This window comes from Rhodococcus sp. NPDC056506 (genome assembly GCF_042794945.1).
In the GTDB taxonomy this organism is placed as follows: domain Bacteria; phylum Actinomycetota; class Actinomycetes; order Mycobacteriales; family Mycobacteriaceae; genus Rhodococcus_F.
Genome location: NZ_JBHTSW010000043.1, coordinates 18,450 through 34,255 on the forward strand (window position 1 = coordinate 18,450; position 15,806 = coordinate 34,255).

The window sequence follows — 15,806 nt, forward strand, 5'->3', positions numbered from 1 at the left end:
AGCGTCGGTCAGTCCGCGAGAGTGAACTCGTCGGCGTCGAAGAGTTCACCGATCAGTCCGCCGAGGTGGCGTCGATGTTCGGCCGACAGTGTCGCTGCCGCCTCGGCGTCGTGGTCTGCGCACAGGTCGATCAGCTTGTTGTGATGGTCGACGGAGTCCTGGCTGCCGAGAAGGCTCGAGAACTTGCGGTAGTAGATGCGGTGAATTTGTGGGTGAACTTGGTGGATCAGCTTCTTCAACAGCGGATTTGCCGCAGCATCGATGATGACGCTGTGTAGGCGATCGTCAGCGGTCAGGGCTCGGCCTATGTCGTTTCGCTTGACGGCGGCAGCGAAGTCCTTGTTGGCGGAACGCATTGCCCCGATCATCTCGTCGGTGAGGTTCGGTACTGCGGTGACGACGGCCAGTTGGTCGAGAGCTTCGATGACTGCGAGTGTTGCTTCGACGTCGCCGCGGTCGAGGCTTGTGATGCGTGTATACGCACCGGGTTTCGCTTCCACGAGTCCGGTGTCGACAAGCCTTGCCAGTGCTTCGCGGACCGGAGTTCTGCTCAGGCCCAGATACTCGGCGAGCTCGCTGTCCTTGATCTTCGATCCCGGGGCCAGTTCACCGGTGACGATCGCTTCGCGAATGCGTTCGAGAGCGATGTCGCTCATTCGTGTTCGCTCAACCGGTTTACCGTCACGCAACATACTGGATATCGTACTCTGCAGGCCGCCCGCCGCTGGTCAGCCCGAGTGCGCCGTTGATGCGTCTTTCCGAGCCTCCGCAACGCGCAGGAGCAGAGCGCGGGCGAGAATTGTTGCCGGATCGATGATCTGACAGGTTGTGGCACCGGCAGGGAGTCCGAGTGGAATCTCGGTACATCCGGCCACGACTACCTGCGCGCCCGATTCGGCGAGAAGATCGGCGGCCCTGACGAGTTTGTCGGTGGTCTCGAGTCCGACGTTGCCGCTCTTGATGGCTCGGATCGCCGGCATGACCAATTCATCCTGGATCGCTGGTTCGGGTAGCAGGACGTCGATCGAGTATTCGGACAGCCACTGTTGATACAACCCGGTGCGGACCGTTCCTGTGGTGGCCAAGAGTCCGACGGACGTCACGGCCGGTGAGAGTGTCCGGATGTGCCGCGCAACTTCGTCGATCATGTGGACCACGGGAAGTCCCAGTTGGGACGAGATGCCGGGCAGGAAGGCGTGGGCGGTATTGCACGGGATGGCGAGCGTCGTTGCGCCCGACTCTCGGAGGACGTGTGCACCGCGGATCAGCCAGGGGGTGGGGTCCGGGCCGTTCTCGGTGAGTGCCAATGTCCGGTCGGGAACGGTGGGATCGGCCCAGATGACAACTTTGGGGTGCTCCTGATCCGTCGAACCTGGCGTCAAGGCAACGAGTTTGGAGTAGAAGTCGGCAGTAGCGGCGGGCCCCATGCCTCCGAGGATGCCGATGACGGGTTCGCTCATGGCCGCCGGAGAGTGGGCGCTCTGCCGTCTTCGTTGCACCTTCATGTTGCAAACCAACCTTTCGCATCCAATATATTGGATACTAGTAATGTTGACTACAGTGAAGGAGGTTGGAGGTAGTTGTCAAGTAGGGCGCAGTGTTCCCGGAATTGCGAAGTTCGAGAACTCAGTCGATCAGCAGGGGTTCGGTTCGCCGATTTTCACGGCCGAGAGCACGGCTTCGATTTCCCCGAAAGGACTTCCGGCAGAGGGGGTCTGATCGACGACAATCCAGTTGGAATCGACCAGCTGGCGTCGACCCGCGCCAGTTGCGTCAGCGCTTCTCGAGAAGAAGACTCCGGCCGACTGAATGGTGTCCTGCGCATCTTGAAGATTCATGCACACGACGTTGGGCATGATCGCGGGAGCTGCAGCGGGCGTCACTTCCGCGGCGACTGGGGTCGTGACCAGTGGAGAATTCGTCGTAACGGCCGCCGAGGTGGTCGATGGTGCCTGAGTCGTCGTGGGTTGAGTTGTCGAGGTCGCGGTGGTGGTCGCGATGGATGTTGATTCAGCCTTGCTGTCGGTGCTTGTTCCCGAGCATGCGGCAAGTGACGCCAAGGCGAATGCGCTGAGTGCGATGCGAACGGCAACTGGGGACGGGCGAATCGATGTCGAAAAGAGGTGTGGTGCGCGCACAGACGTTCCTTGTCGGTAAATGGTTGAGGAAAGGGGGAGATTCGAGCGCAGAGCACATCACACGCCGCCGATGTGCCTTATGTCGAATAGAACCATAGGCTTTCGGCACCGGATTCGAGAGGAATTGCCTACATGCATTTTCTGGAACTACGACACGCGCAGTGCGAACCCCCAGCGGCGTATTCGCCTGTCCTGGAGAGCTACGGAGACGTGGAGACCGTGCTTCTGGGCACCGACCCGCTTCCGGCGCATCGACGGTTCGACGCCGTGATCGTGATGGGTGGGCCGATGGGCGTCGGCGATCAGGCCGAGGTCGAGTGGTTGGCATCCGAGATCGAATACATTCGCGATCTGGTCGAGAACGACGTCCCGGTGTGGGGAGTGTGTTTGGGTTCGCAGTTGCTCGCCGCGGCGCTGGGTGCTCGCGTCTACACGGGAGCGGTACCCGAAGTCGGAGTTGAGGACATCACCTTGACTGCCGAGGGGCACGAAGATCCGGTGTGGGGAGGCCTGCCTTCCACATTCCCTGCGATGCAATGGCATTCGGATACCTTCGACATTCCGGACGGTGCGGTACGGCTCGCTGGTTCAGCCAAGTATCCGAATCAACTCTTCCGATACAAGCAGAGTTACGCCGTTCAGTTTCACCTCGAAGCGTCCTCCGCGGTGGCGCGCGAATGGATGGAACTGGCCGAGTACGGCGATTCGCTGCATGCTTCGTTGGGAGCGGACGGTCCGCGCATCTTTATGGAGCAGTTGGGTGCTGCCGAGTCGCAGGGGCTCGAGATTGCCGCAGCCGTGATGGAGAAATGGTTGAAATCCATCTCCACCAAATAGGCCCGTTTTGTCTAGATTGACCGATTTACCTGTTACCTTGTGTTCTCGTGGGTGGATGAACCGATCCGGTCGAGCAACACACCTCGTAGAGTCCGGATCTCCCCCCGCGAAAGGGGAGCGATGCGCCGGATGCGGAAGATATCGACAGCAGCAGTGACGTGTGTACTCGCGTCGACCGCGGTCTTGGGGGCAACCCAAGCGCATGCATCCCCGTGGGATTGCAACGTCACCGGCAGCTTGGATCAAACAGGCGGGCCGACCAATCCGATTCCCTGGCTCAATGGAACGGACGGGAAACTTCCGGAACTGCAGGGGCGCACCTCGGCGGTCGAGTACATCACGGGAGCGCTCAGCCCCAACCAAACCGTCGAGCGGTTCAACGTCCTCGGTACGGATCTCGGCATCATGTGGGACAACGGTGCAGGTCAGGTCCTGACAGCTTTCGGTGACACCGTCGGCATCGGATCCGATCCTCTGTGCTCCGGGGTGGTCGGCGACTGGCGCAGTAACGTCCTGTTCCGTAGCTCGGACGGAAATCTGTCCGACGGCATGAACATCGATTCCTCACCGACCGACCGGCCGAATCATTCGCGGGAGATCATCGGAAGTCTGAAAGTCACCGGCGTCGAAACCAGCAGCATTCCGACGACGGGTATCTCGGTTGGCGGCGTTCAGTACGTCAACTACATGTCGATTCGTTCGTGGGGAGGGTCGGGCGAGTGGGTCACCAACTTCTCGCAGATCGCGTCCTCGCACGACAACGGTGAGACCTGGCAGATCGAACCGGCCTCGTCCCGGCCGAATCTGCCGTTGACGGGTAACGACAACTTCCAGATGGGCTCCTTTGTCAAAGACGGTGGTTACGTCTACAACTTCGGTACCCCAGCCGGACGTTTCGGCGAGGGACGACTCTCGCGGGTGAAGGAAGCCTCCATCGCGGACGTCGCGGCGTACGAATACTGGGACGGAAAGGCGTGGGTCCCCAACAATCCCGCTGCCGCGGCGGTAGTTCTCGACGGGGATGTCAGCGAACTGTCGGTCCAGTACAACAACTATCTCGGCAAGTTCGTCGCGATGTACTCCAACGAGTGGGGCGCACTGGTGCTGCGGACTGCGTCGGACCTGACCGGACCGTGGAGCGCACCGGACGTCGTGATCGGCACCGACGCGGTTCCGGGACTATACGGCGCGTACATGCACCCCTGGTCGCAGGGGCAGGACCTCTACTTTCTCGCCACCACCTGGTCCGACTACAACGTGATGCTCATGAAGACCACGCTGAACCAGTGAACCGGATGGTTATCGTTGAACGGTGAGCACCACCGACAATGCGCTACTGATCACCGCCCTTCGAGACGTGTTGGTCGGACCGCTACCCGAAATCGGCCGACGATTTTCGACGCTGATCGCGGATAAGGCGCCGCACACCTCCCTGGTGATCTTCACCCGTGAGTGCACCGGTAGGCCGCGCAAGGTTGCCGGGGATCCAACTGTCGTCGATCGTGTGACCATCGCCGAACTCGACCGTATCCGTACAGATCTCACTGTCGGACAGATCTTTCGGGGAAAGTGCGCTATCGCCGGCCGGGATCGTGAAGTGCTCGCGATGCTCGATCGAACAGACACCCTCCTCGTACTGACGCCACACTCCGGACCGGTGAAGGCGGCATCCCTCGATTTGATCCAGGCACTGTTCGCGGTGACTGCAACCGGAATTCAGCTCCAGGTGCGGAACGCGAGCCCGGCATATCTCGCCGAGTCGCGGGCAGCGTCGTCCGAGCGGGCACGCACCGTCGCAGAGATGACCGAGGTGCATGCGGCCACCCTCGAGACGATGCTGGCGACGCTGCGCTCGGCTGATCTCGACGACACACGAGCGCGAACCTCGGCCAGGGAGACTGCGGCCTCGGCTCTGATCGGCCTGCGTTCAGCCGTCGACGTGCACCGCGAGTTGGCCGAAGAGTCGACCACCACGGCTTTTGCACGGATGCGTGGGGAATTGCGTTCGCTGCTCAAGCATCGGGAAATCGCGTTGGAGTTGGTGGAGCCACCCGTCGACGGTCGCGGTCTGCCCGGCGAAGTTGCGCACGGCGCCCGAGCAGTGGTTCGCGGCGCGGTCTTGGCTTTGTCGGATCAGCAGACGCTCTCGCGTATCCGGGTGGCCTGGACGCTCGACGCGGCCTCACTCTCGATCGACATTCGCGACGACGGCGGCGGCGAAGCCGACGTGATCGATGTGGAACGTCAATTACGTTCTCGGGTAGAGACTTTGGGTGGAACCGTCGAATCCGAGTCGACGCCTGGGTGGGGGAATCGGATCAGCGCAACCATCCCGCTCGACGCCCCCGTCGCCCTACCGAATCGCGACGTCCTCACAGAACTGGCACCGCGGGAGTTCGAGGTACTCGAGCATCTGGTGGCCGGACGGCGCAACAAGGCAATCTCGGAGCGACTCGGCGTCAGTGAGAGCACAGTCAAGTTTCATGTTGCCGGGGTCCTGCGGAAATTGGGCGTCGAGAGTCGGGGTGCGGCGGCCGCCGCGGGCGCCGAGGCCGGCGTGAAGCCCGCGCCCTAGTCCTTTCGGCCAGGTCGGTCAGTCAGTTCGACCAGGGTTGCGGGCACCTGCTTCGGGCTAACCTTTCAACGAGTGCACATATCGCAATGTGAAAACACGGCGCCATGTGACGACACGTCCTCAATCGCACGAAGCCAGGAGCAAAGCCATGCCACAGCAGGTACGCGGCGTCATCGCCCGATCCAAGGGTGCCCCCGTCGAAATCGTCCCCATCACGATTCCCGATCCCGGCGCCAACGAGGTAGTGATCGCCATTGCAGCGTGCGGTGTGTGCCACACCGACCTGACCTACCGCGACGGCGGAATCAACGACGAGTACCCGTTCCTGCTCGGGCACGAGGCGTCGGGCATCGTCGAGAGTGTCGGACCCGGTGTCACTCATGTCGAGGTGGGCGACTTCGTCGTCCTCAACTGGCGTGCCGTATGCGGGCAGTGTCGCGCGTGTAAGCGTGGCCGCCCGCAGTACTGCTTCGACACGTTCAACGCCGAGCAGAAGATGACGCTCGAAGACGGCACGGAACTGACGCCGGCACTCGGCATCGGCGCATTCGCAGACAAGACGCTGGTTCACGAAGGCCAGTGCACCAAGGTCGACGCCTCGGCCGATCCGGCTGTCGTCGGACTGCTCGGTTGCGGCGTCATGGCCGGCATGGGCGCCGCGATGAACACCGGCAACGTCGGACGCGGTGATTCGGTTGCCGTGATCGGTTGCGGCGGCGTCGGCGACGCAGCGATCATGGGTTCACGCCTGGCCGGTGCCAACACCATCATCGCGATCGACCGCGATCCCCGAAAGCTGGAGTGGGCCACAGAACTTGGTGCCACGCACACGATCAATGCCACCGAGGTCGACGACGTCGTCGAGGCAGTCCAGGAGCTGACCGGAGGTTTCGGTGCCGACGTGGTTGTCGACGCAGTCGGCCGTCCCGAGACCTGGAAGCAGGCGTTCTACGCCCGCGACCTCGCGGGAACCGTAGTGCTGGTGGGAGTTCCGACGCCGGACATGAAGCTGGAAATGCCTCTGGTGGACTTCTTCTCGCGCGGCGGAGCCCTCAAGTCGTCGTGGTACGGCGATTGCCTGCCCGAGCGTGACTTCCCCGTTCTGGTCGACCTGTACCAGCAGGGGCGTCTGCCGCTCGAGAAGTTCGTCAGTGAGCGAATCAAGCTCGACGAGGTCGAGAAGGCCTTCGAGACGATGCACCGCGGCGAGGTCCTTCGTTCGGTGGTGGTCCTGTGACATTGCGTGTGGATCGTGTAGTCACTTCGGGCACGTTCAGCCTCGACGGCGGAACGTGGGACGTCGACAACAACATCTGGCTGATCGGTGACGACAACGAAGTGGTAATTGTCGACGCAGCCCACACCGCGCAGCCGATCATCGACGCTGTCGGTGGACGCAAGGTGATCGGAATCGTCTGCACCCACGGTCACAACGATCACGTCACGGTTGCGCCGGAACTGGCCGAGAAGCTCGACGCTCCGATCTACCTGAACCCGGCCGACGACGTGCTCTGGGAGATGACTCACCCCGGGGTGAAGCATCTGAGCTTGGAAGATGATCAGCGTATTGCTGTGGCGGGCACGGACATTCTGGCCATCCACACACCGGGCCATTCCCCGGGGTCGACCTGCCTCTACCTGCCCGAGGCGGGGGAACTGTTCAGCGGCGACACCTTGTTCTCCGGTGGACCCGGCGCAACGGGGCGGTCGTACTCAGACTTCCCGACCATCATCGGGTCCATTCGCGACAAGCTGTTCGCGCTCCCCGCCGAGACCAAGGTTCACACCGGTCACGGCGACGGCACGACGATCGGTACCGAGGCGCCGCATCTCGAAGAATGGATCCGCGCCGGATCCTGATGTGATCAGAAGCGAAGTGGGGACGCCGTATCGGTGTCCCCACTTTCGTTACAACGCGGAGGCCCAACCGGCGGTGTCGTTCTCACCCGGGATTGCCATCAGGCCGTGCCACAGTTCGAGGATCTCGAACCATTCTGTCTCGGATCGGCTGAGGGGACGTACAGATTCGTAGCCGGCGCGCAGGCTCTGCCGTACCGCGATCGGTGTCGGTCGCCAATCGGTGAACAGAGTGCCCAGATAGACGCTTGCCTTGGCCAGGTCGCTCACCCGGTGGTCGATCACCACGTCGTCGAAGTCGAGTACTCCGGTGGTCTGAGAGTTTCGAGTCAAGATGTTGGCTGCGCGGAAGTCGTTGTGTACCAGTTGAGTTCGGTCATCGAGTTCGGACGCCCGCTCCAGGAGGTTCGTGAGCCTACGTGTTGCCTCAGGCACAAACCCGCGGTTGAAACTCTCCAGCCAGCCACCGATGCGCTCCTTCAACCCGGTAGTGCGCAACGAGAACACCGATCCGTCGACGTGGGTGGCACCGAGCGCTCGGTGTATCTCTGCCAGACAGGCTCCGGCCGACCGGACCGCCGAGTGGTCCTGCACGTCCAACCAATCTCCCGCCAACTCCGGCAGTACGGCGAATGACACTGCGCATGAAGGGCCTTCCAGTGTTTCCCGGACCAGCAGTGTTTCCCGAACCAGCAGTGTTTCCCTGTCCAATCCGTTCAGGGACGTGATCGGCGACGGAACGGGTATACCCACCTCAGCGAGTGCGCTCAGCAGGCGCGTCGATGCCTCCAGGTTCGCGAAGCGCTCTGTGGCTCGCGACCACTTCACCACCAGCCCACCTCGGTCGCTCGCAACCCACACAATCGCGTTCTGGTCACTGATCGCCATTCGCGAGCACTCGAGGGCCGTCAATCCCCAAGTCTGCTCGAGTACCGCCGAGACCCAACGGGTGGCTGCGCCAAAGCCGTTGAATCCGAATCGCTCTTCCAGCGCAACTTCCGGCTCCACCGTTTCCCAGAGCATGGACAACCCCAGCGGCAACATACTTCGACCTTAGTTAATGATCTCCGCTGATTGCGGACGATCTCCTCACGCCTTGCGGGAGCTCCTCGACGACCCGGCTGTTCCGATTCCCGAGCGTATGCGCACGGTTCGCACGATCTCGTCGAACAGCAAGGGGATCGGGTCGAATGCCACGACGAGCATGATCGCGTCTTTCGGGCCGAGGGTGGCCTGCATCCAGCTGTCGACGGAGTCTTGATCTGACGTGGGCCGTTCGGTCCAAAGCCCGTTCTCGGTGTGTTCGTAGGCATTTTCGATGATCAAAGTGTTCGGGTCGAGTCGGTCGAGCTGACCGAGGTACGCTGCTGCGTCCTTCGCGATTCGCTGGACACGATCGGGAATTTCGGTGGAGATCGGTGACGGATATGCCTTGTCGAGTCCACCTGCGCCTGCCGACCACGCGCCGTAGACGATGGGGTTGGCTGTACGCATGACCGCATACAGTCTGCGCGGCGCCGATTCAACGATTGCGCTACGCAACAGTTCTCGCCAAATTGCGCTCGAGAGACCTGACCCTTGGTAGTTCGGGTGCACTCCCGCCGAGTTGGCATAGAAGCATGACCGTCCGCCGAATTCTCGTTGATTGCTTGCGACCCAGGCTGCGGGAGTACCACTCGCATCGAGCACGACGACCAGACCCTTGAGGTCATCAAGTTTGGCATCGGAGAGCCAGTCGCTCCAGAACTCCGGGGCTGTTCCGGTGAATGTTTCGACCGCAACCGGAACGAAGTCTCTGCGAAGGATTTCCCGGCCGCCGGGCGACAATTGTTTGGCCACGTTTGTCCAATGCAGGCCGGTGAAGCCGGGGCGAACTGCGAATCTCTTGGCGCCGGAGGCTAATTCCGGCGGGCAAAGTGGTGTGACGGAATCGGACGTCGACATGGTTGGTCAGCCTCTCACGCTGGGCTTGGATTGATCACTCGCGGTTACAGTTCGATGGTGAGTTGGGCGGAGTTGGCTCGATCGGTGCAGACAAGCATGGTGTCTGGTTCGTCGAGGAACGCTGATCGTCCTCGGCGGTCGACCTCTCCGCTGATGACCCGTACTCGGCACGTGCCGCAGAATCCCTGCTGACACGAGTACCTCACATCGGCCCTTGCGGTTCTTATTGCAGCGAGCGCTGACTGGTCCGCGGCGACGTCGATCGAATCCGTGCTGTGCGCAAATCGGATCTCGAAGGGCTTTCCCCCGACAACAGGTTCGGGGATGAATCTCTCGAAATGCAGACCGGCGGAGCCTGTTCGGTCGAATTCGGCTCGAATGTCGGTCAGGAGGGCCGGCGGGCCACAGAAATAGACGGACGTAGCTGGGCCGGCGTGTGTAAGCAGTTCTGCGGCCGGGCGGCGCGGGCCGGTGAGGATCCGGACCCGGTTGGAGTCCAATTCGCTGATCTCGCCCAGAAACGGCATGGACAGGGTGTCCCGGCCGAGGTAGGTCAGATGCCAATCGACGTACGACGACGCCGCGGCACGCACCATGGGCAGAATCGCGGTGATACCGATGCCTGCGGCGATGAAGGTGACGCGGGAGATGTCTGCTCGTGCCAGGTGCGGGTACGCGAAGGGAAACGCGTTTCGAGGGCCGCCTCCGGTGAGTGCGGTACCCGTAGTCACTCGATCGTGAATCTCGGTCGATCCTCCTCCTCCGTCAGGGATCCGGCGGACCGCGATCCGGTAACTACGCGTATCGGTGTGATCGCCGCAGAGCGAGTACTGCCTGATCGTTCCCGAAGGGAGCGTCAGATCGATGTGTGCGCCCGGGTACCACCGCGGGAGGATGGTCCCGCCTGCGGATTCCAGACGCAGGCTCCGCACTCCGTCGGCCTCGAGGTTCGTCTCTGTCACGACGAGGCTCAGTGTCCGGTCGACTGGGGTGGGTTCGATGATGCGCACCCGGCTGGTCACGGCGGAGTATCCGCGGATCAGGGACTGCAGGCCGGACATCAGTCGGTCAGGTTTGTGTGGTCGGCGCAGGGACGCAGGTACGGGTGGGGGACTGAATCGGGTCATTCGCGTACTCCAGATCGGGCGGTGTGCGTTACTCAGGCGGCGGCGCGAGCTGCCGGTGACGAGGCGAGGTAGGCAACTGCTTGGCTGGTCGAGCCGTACCGCGACGGGTGGTAACCGGGGCGGAAGTACTCGAAGAACATCCGTGTCAGGCTCCACGGACTTGGCATCAGGCCCTTCTTCATCGCCAGGCGAACATCGCGGAGCTTGATCCGCCGGGTGTTTCCGCCGAGCGCAGGATCCACTGACATCATGTAGCGAATGCCCCGCACCCAGAGAATGACGAGCATCGGTGCAGCGATTATCCAAGTACGTACTCTTCGCAGGTAGCCGCCGTCGAGGTGGGTGAAGAGGTCGAACGCCACATGGCGGTGTTCGACTTCCTCGGCCAGGTGCCAGCGGAACAGATCGAGGACTTTCGGGTCGAGGGTTTTGTCCCAGCCTCGGGCGTTGAGCCCCCAATCCCCGAGGTAGGAAGTGAAGTGTTCGAGGGCGGCGACGAGAGCGACACGTTCGAGGAGCCAAGACTGGGCTTTGCGTCCGGTGAGATCACGGTCGCCGAGAAGGCGGCGGAACATCCACCGGATCTGCTCGACGAATGGTTCGGTCTCGAGTCCCTCGCCATTGAGATACTCGAGCAGCGATTGGTGTGCCGAGGAATGTGTCGCTTCCTGGCCGATGAACCCGATCACGTCCGCGCGAACGGCGTCGTCCTTGATCAGGGGCAGTGCTTGTTGGAAGACGTCGACGAAGAACACTTCGCCCTCGGGCAGGAGCATGTTCATCCCGTTTGCCAGGTGCGTAGCGAACGGATTGGCGTCGAAGTAGTGCATCGGCAGCCCGGTCCAGTCCCAGGACACGTTTCGGGCTGCGAGGGCGACCTTGTCTGCGTCTTTGTCGACGTCGGTGGGTGCGCTCATCGTGGTTCTCCGTTCGATTCGGTGGTTTCTTCTGCGTGCTCCCGGGCGAAGGACCGCACGAGATCGGCAACGACTGTCGGGTTGAACAGAGGTATCCAGTGACCGCCGTCGACGGAGTGAACCCGTGAATCGGCTGCCCAGCGACCGATGTCGACTTGGCTTGCGGGAGTGATGAAGATGTCCCGACGGGGAGCAAGAACCTGTACGGGCAGATCAGTGGTGCGCTGTTGCGGGCGAAGCAGGCGCGGAAGCAAGTTTGCGGTGTAGATCCGGAGGGCGCTGCGATTCTCCCGAGCGCGGTGCGCCGAGACCGGGGCGGAACGCGCTGCCGACTCGGAGCTCGAAGTTTCGAAAAGCGAGGCCAGAGTGATTGTTCTGTCGACCAGGCCTAGCCGGCACGCCAGCGGTGCAATCCACGGGAGCTGGAAGAAACCCATGTACAGTGGCGACTTCCACTGTCCCAGAATGTCTTTCCAGCCGGCGGGTCCCGCTGCGAGGCGTGACCGTATCCAATAGGGAACGTGATCGAGGCAAGGTCCGGAGATCGAGGTCAGCGACGCGAAGTGGTGCCTCTGTGCTGAAGCGGTGGCGGCATGCCAGGCCTGCACAGAACCCCAATCGTGCCCGACCAGATGCACCGGACGCCCGGGTGAGACCTCGTCGAGTACCCGACCGATGTCGTCTGCCAACTGGTCGAGTCGATAGTCCCTGATCCGGTTCGGGTGCCCGGACGCTCCCGAACCTCGCACGTCGAAAGTCACCACACGCATCGTCGACGCGAGTTCGCTGGTCACTCCGTCCCAGACCTCGTGGTCATCGGGAAATCCGTGCACGCACAGAACTGTCGGCCCACTCGGGTTCCCCCGCTCGAACACTGCCAGTCGTACCCCGTCCGAGGCTTCGACGAACCGTGTCGCCACGCGAGGAAAAGGTTGGTTCAAGGCTGTCATGTGAAGTCCTTTGTGGATGTGACGGCGGGGTGTACCCGAGCGCCTCGGCCATGTATATGTGAATGGCAGTAACGTATTCTGGATAAGATAGTAGACTGATCGTGCTACCGCAAGGGTCGGTCGCTGAACCCGAGGATGGATACTCATGACACCGAGTCCGCGAGAAACACCGAGTCCGCGAGAACGGCTCATCGCAGGCACGATCGCCCTCGTGCGGGAACGCGGCGTTGCCGGTACGGGAATCACCGACTTGCTGGCTCGGAGCGATACCGCTCGGCGCTCGGTTTATCAGAACTTCCCGAGGGGGAAGGCACAGCTCGTCGAGGAGTCCACGCGGGTGGCCGGGCAGCTGATGAGTTCGATCATCGCGGAATTCACCGCGACGGACGGTCCTGTCGAGAGTCTTGTCGCCTTCGTTCAGATGTGGAAGGACACACTGGAAGCCAGTGATTTCACCGCCGGATGCCCGATCGTCGCTGCGGCACTGGGTGGCACCGAGGCTCCCTTGGCGCCGGCAGTTGCCGCGGAAGTATTCGCCGATTGGATGAACCTGCTTGCCGCGCAGCTCGAGCGCGCGGGGGTAGGTGAGTCCGTGGCCCGATCACTTGCCGCGACGACGGTGTGCGCGATAGAGGGCGCCGCGGTCCTCGCCATCTCGTCGCGATCGGTGCGTCCGTTGGATCAGGTTGCCGTGCATCTCGCCGAGCTCGTATCTCTACATCTGGGCGAGCTTCGCGCGTAGAGCGTTCGAGAATCGTTAGACGGGTGTTCGTCGGCCACCCTTGTTTCAATCTTGCTGTCGTTCAATCGCCCCTGTTGTTCAATCGCCCTGTTGTAGTTCGCTGAAGATCAGGTTGGTCTGTGTGTTGGCGATGGCCGGATCGTTGAGGTGCGCGCTGACGAAATCGCGAAGCCGAGTAGGGGATTCGCACGACACGTGCACCAGAAGATCACGGTCCCCACTCATCAGGAACACTCGCTGAACGGAATCCAGTCCGCTCAGGTGCTCGGCAATTTCCGTCATCCGACTCCTGGCGTGGGAGTGAATCAGAATCGACACCATCGCCGAGATCTCGAGGCCGAGTAGCTCGAGGTCTATGTCTGCGTGAAACCCCTTGATGACGCCCGATTCGCGTAGAGCGCGCATCCGCGCCAGGGCGGTCGACGGTGCGATCCCGACCTTCTCGGCGAGTGCATTGTTGGGGATGCGTGCATCCCGGACGAGTTCGCGGAGAATCGCTGTATCGACGTCGTCGAGCCGAACATGATTCGGCCGCGCCGCGGCAGCTGCCCGTTCGATCGCATTTATCATCCGATTTCTCCCTGTCGTCGCGAAAATATTCAGCAACTATTGACCGCGCCCGTCGATGATTCTAGCTTTTGCCAAACACATCGAATTATCAAACGGTCGAGATCGACACAGTCGACTGTTGCGACGAAGGGGTCTGGATGCTTCCGAGGATCGGCCGACACACGGGCGACGGACACGCGGGCGACTGGGTGGCACGGGTGATCGACATCAGCCCGCCGATCTCCGAATCGACGCCCGTGTGGCCAGGCGATACCGCCTTCACCCGCGCTGTCACGTCAGACCTCGGCGGCAGTGACGCCGTCACCATCAACCGAATCACCACCACTCCGCATATCGGTGCTCACGCCGATGCCCCGGCGCACACTCGCATCGACGGCGCGACCATCGGTTCTGTCCCCCTCGAGCCCTATCTCGGCGAAGCACTGGTGGTCGACATGACGGGGGTCGACGGTGCCGCCCGCATCAGGCCCGTCGAAGAGACGGTGGAGCGACTCGGCGGCCATCTGCCGCAACGGCTGATTCTGAGGACGTACCCGAAGTACCCGCGCGAGTGGGACAACGACTTCGCCGGTGTTTCTCCGGAGCTGACGCACTGGTTCGCCGACCGCGGTGGCGTTCTGATCGGAATCGACGGCGCCTCGTTCGATCCGATGGACAGCAAGACCATGGACGGGCACCACGCGGCAAGCGATCGTGGCGTCGCGATCCTCGAAGGACTTTGCCTCGACGACGTCGACGAAGGCTACTACGAGTTGATCGCCCTGCCGCTGAAGTTCCTCGACCTCGATGCCAGCCCGGTACGCGCAGTGCTCCGGACTCTGCCTTCATCACTTTCAACGCCGACACATGCAGGAGAAGAATCGTCATGACATCGACAACCACCCTTTCGTTGGAAGACTGCGTCAAGGCCGACGCAGTGGATCCCTTGAGGGAGTTCCGCCGCGAGTTCGCGATTCCAGAGGGCGTCCTCTACTTCGACGGAAACTCGCTCGGCGCGCGTCCCATTGCTGCACAGGAATACGCCGCGAGAGTGATCGGCGGCGAGTGGGGCAACGGCTTGGTTCGCAGTTGGAACGAGGCTGGATGGTTCGACCTCCCGATCCGCCTCGGTGACAAACTTGCCCCGTTGCTGGGAGCAGGTGAAGGCGAAGTGGTAGTAACGGATTCGACGTCGATCAACCTGTTCAAGGCATTGGCCTCCGCACTGTCCATCGCGGCTGCGCAGGATCCCAGCCGGAAGGTAATCGTCTCCGAGCGAGACAATTTCCCCACCGACCTCTACATTGCGGAGGGCATCATCTCGCTGCTCGATCAGGGATACGAACTACGCCTGATCGACCAACCGGGCGATCTCACCGAAGCAGTAGGACCGGACACCGCCGTAGTGATGTTGTCGCACGTCAACTACCGCACCGGAAACCTGTATGCGATGACGGAAGTCACTGCAGCAGTGCAGGAGCGTGGCGCGCTCATGATCTGGGATCTCGCACACTCGGCTGGCGCCGTCGCTGTCGACCTGGGCGGCGCCGACGCCGACTTCGCAGTCGGGTGCACGTACAAGTATCTCAACGGTGGTCCAGGTTCGCCTGCATTCATCTGGGTCAACCGTCGTCATCAGAACACCGGAATCCAGCCACTGTCCGGGTGGTGGGGGCACGCGCGACCGTTTGCGATGGAGTCGGCCTACGAACCCGGCGCAGGAATACGGCGCTTTCTGAGTGGTACTCAACCCATCACGTCGTTGTCGCTTGTCGAATGTGGTCTCGACGTCGCGCTCAAAGCTGACATGGCCGACATCCGGAGCAAGTCGCTCGCGCTGGCCGATCTCTTCATCGACCTCGTCGAGGAGCGTTGCGCTGCCTACGGGTTGGAGTTGATCACGCCACGCGAACATGAGCGTCGTGGATCGCACGTGAGTTTTGTTCATCCCGAGGGTTATTCGATAATGAAGGCTCTCATCGCGCGGGGCGTCATCGGCGACTACCGCGAACCAGGAGTGTTGAGGTTCGGTATCACTCCGCTCTATCTCGGCTACGCCGACGTGTGGAACGCCGTCGACGTGTTGCGAGACATCCTCGAGAACAAGTCCTGGGATCGCCCCGAATTCCGCGAGCGCGACGCAGTCACCTGATTCTTCCAAGTTTCCGCG

General features: G+C 62.0%; 17 protein-coding genes. 8 read left to right on the forward strand and 9 right to left on the reverse strand.

Annotated elements, in window-relative coordinates; all coding sequences use genetic code 11:
• Positions 1-8 precede the first annotated feature (8 nt).
• The 3 genes from ACFQ6H_RS24915 to ACFQ6H_RS24925 all read right to left on the reverse strand — a co-directional run bounded on the left by ACFQ6H_RS24915 (position 9) and on the right by ACFQ6H_RS24925 (position 2,138).
• On the reverse strand, positions 9-692 hold the full coding sequence (locus ACFQ6H_RS24915) for a GntR family transcriptional regulator (protein WP_378530899.1): 684 nt from the start codon (positions 690-692) through the stop codon (positions 9-11).
• 36 nt (positions 693-728) lie between these two features.
• A complete protein-coding gene (locus tag ACFQ6H_RS24920; protein WP_378649235.1) occupies positions 729-1,460 on the reverse strand; it encodes an aspartate/glutamate racemase family protein in 732 nt (243 codons plus the stop codon).
• 174 nt (positions 1,461-1,634) lie between these two features.
• Entirely contained in the window at positions 1,635-2,138 is a 504-nt protein-coding gene (locus ACFQ6H_RS24925; protein WP_378649237.1) for a PASTA domain-containing protein, read from the reverse strand.
• Positions 2,139-2,270: 132 nt separating this feature from the next.
• Here ACFQ6H_RS24925 and ACFQ6H_RS24930 point away from each other — a divergent pair, with 132 nt between their 5' ends.
• The 5 genes from ACFQ6H_RS24930 to ACFQ6H_RS24950 all read left to right on the forward strand — a co-directional run bounded on the left by ACFQ6H_RS24930 (position 2,271) and on the right by ACFQ6H_RS24950 (position 7,410).
• Positions 2,271-2,975 (forward strand): type 1 glutamine amidotransferase, encoded by a 705-nt coding sequence (locus ACFQ6H_RS24930; RefSeq protein WP_378649239.1) that lies wholly within the window; start codon positions 2,271-2,273, stop codon positions 2,973-2,975.
• Between the two features lie 120 nt (positions 2,976-3,095).
• On the forward strand, positions 3,096-4,265 hold the full coding sequence (locus ACFQ6H_RS24935; protein ID WP_378649241.1) for a DUF4185 domain-containing protein: 1,170 nt from the start codon (positions 3,096-3,098) through the stop codon (positions 4,263-4,265).
• 22 nt (positions 4,266-4,287) lie between these two features.
• On the forward strand, positions 4,288-5,550 hold the full coding sequence (locus ACFQ6H_RS24940) for a LuxR C-terminal-related transcriptional regulator (protein ID WP_378649243.1): 1,263 nt from the start codon (positions 4,288-4,290) through the stop codon (positions 5,548-5,550).
• A gap of 148 nt (positions 5,551-5,698) precedes the next feature.
• Positions 5,699-6,787, forward strand: coding sequence for an S-(hydroxymethyl)mycothiol dehydrogenase (locus ACFQ6H_RS24945; RefSeq protein WP_378649245.1), 1,089 nt, complete (start codon positions 5,699-5,701; stop codon positions 6,785-6,787).
• The gene (locus tag ACFQ6H_RS24950) at positions 6,784-7,410 is read left to right on the forward strand and encodes an MBL fold metallo-hydrolase (protein WP_007730862.1); all 627 of its coding nucleotides are present in this window, start codon (positions 6,784-6,786) and stop codon (positions 7,408-7,410) included. Before ACFQ6H_RS24945 ends, ACFQ6H_RS24950 begins: the two co-directional genes overlap by 4 nt.
• 48 nt (positions 7,411-7,458) lie before the next feature.
• Here the strand turns inward: ACFQ6H_RS24950 and ACFQ6H_RS24955 are convergent, their stop codons facing one another.
• Genes ACFQ6H_RS24955 through ACFQ6H_RS24975 form a run of 5 tightly spaced genes read right to left on the reverse strand, consistent with a single transcriptional unit; the run spans position 7,459 to position 12,345 of the window.
• Positions 7,459-8,451 (reverse strand): phosphotransferase enzyme family protein, encoded by a 993-nt coding sequence (locus ACFQ6H_RS24955; RefSeq protein WP_378649247.1) that lies wholly within the window; start codon positions 8,449-8,451, stop codon positions 7,459-7,461.
• Positions 8,452-8,496: 45 nt separating this feature from the next.
• The gene (locus ACFQ6H_RS24960; protein WP_378530915.1) at positions 8,497-9,351 is read right to left on the reverse strand and encodes a GNAT family N-acetyltransferase; all 855 of its coding nucleotides are present in this window, start codon (positions 9,349-9,351) and stop codon (positions 8,497-8,499) included.
• A 44-nt stretch (positions 9,352-9,395) separates the two neighbouring features.
• Positions 9,396-10,478, reverse strand: a complete 1,083-nt coding sequence (locus tag ACFQ6H_RS24965; protein ID WP_378649249.1) for a PDR/VanB family oxidoreductase — start codon at positions 10,476-10,478, stop codon at positions 9,396-9,398.
• Positions 10,479-10,510: 32 nt separating this feature from the next.
• Positions 10,511-11,395, reverse strand: a complete 885-nt coding sequence (locus tag ACFQ6H_RS24970) for a metal-dependent hydrolase (protein ID WP_378649250.1) — start codon at positions 11,393-11,395, stop codon at positions 10,511-10,513.
• Positions 11,392-12,345: an alpha/beta fold hydrolase gene (locus ACFQ6H_RS24975; RefSeq protein WP_378628304.1), complete on the reverse strand. Its 954-nt coding sequence runs from the start codon at positions 12,343-12,345 to the stop codon at positions 11,392-11,394. Before ACFQ6H_RS24975 ends, ACFQ6H_RS24970 begins: the two co-directional genes overlap by 4 nt.
• A 145-nt stretch (positions 12,346-12,490) precedes the next feature.
• Here ACFQ6H_RS24975 and ACFQ6H_RS24980 point away from each other — a divergent pair, with 145 nt between their 5' ends.
• A complete protein-coding gene (locus ACFQ6H_RS24980) occupies positions 12,491-13,087 on the forward strand; it encodes a TetR/AcrR family transcriptional regulator (protein ID WP_378649252.1) in 597 nt (198 codons plus the stop codon).
• A gap of 78 nt (positions 13,088-13,165) precedes the next feature.
• Here ACFQ6H_RS24980 and ACFQ6H_RS24985 read toward each other — a convergent pair whose 3' ends face one another.
• Positions 13,166-13,657 carry an Lrp/AsnC family transcriptional regulator gene (locus ACFQ6H_RS24985; protein ID WP_378530925.1) on the reverse strand — a complete coding sequence of 164 codons (492 nt, stop codon included), beginning with the start codon at positions 13,655-13,657 and terminating at the stop codon, positions 13,166-13,168.
• 137 nt (positions 13,658-13,794) lie between these two features.
• Here ACFQ6H_RS24985 and kynB point away from each other — a divergent pair, with 137 nt between their 5' ends.
• On the forward strand, positions 13,795-14,526 hold the full coding sequence (gene kynB, locus ACFQ6H_RS24990; protein ID WP_378649254.1) for an arylformamidase: 732 nt from the start codon (positions 13,795-13,797) through the stop codon (positions 14,524-14,526).
• On the forward strand, positions 14,523-15,788 hold the full coding sequence (gene kynU / locus ACFQ6H_RS24995) for a kynureninase (protein ID WP_378628317.1): 1,266 nt from the start codon (positions 14,523-14,525) through the stop codon (positions 15,786-15,788). Before kynB ends, kynU begins: the two co-directional genes overlap by 4 nt.
• Positions 15,789-15,806 lie beyond the last annotated feature (18 nt).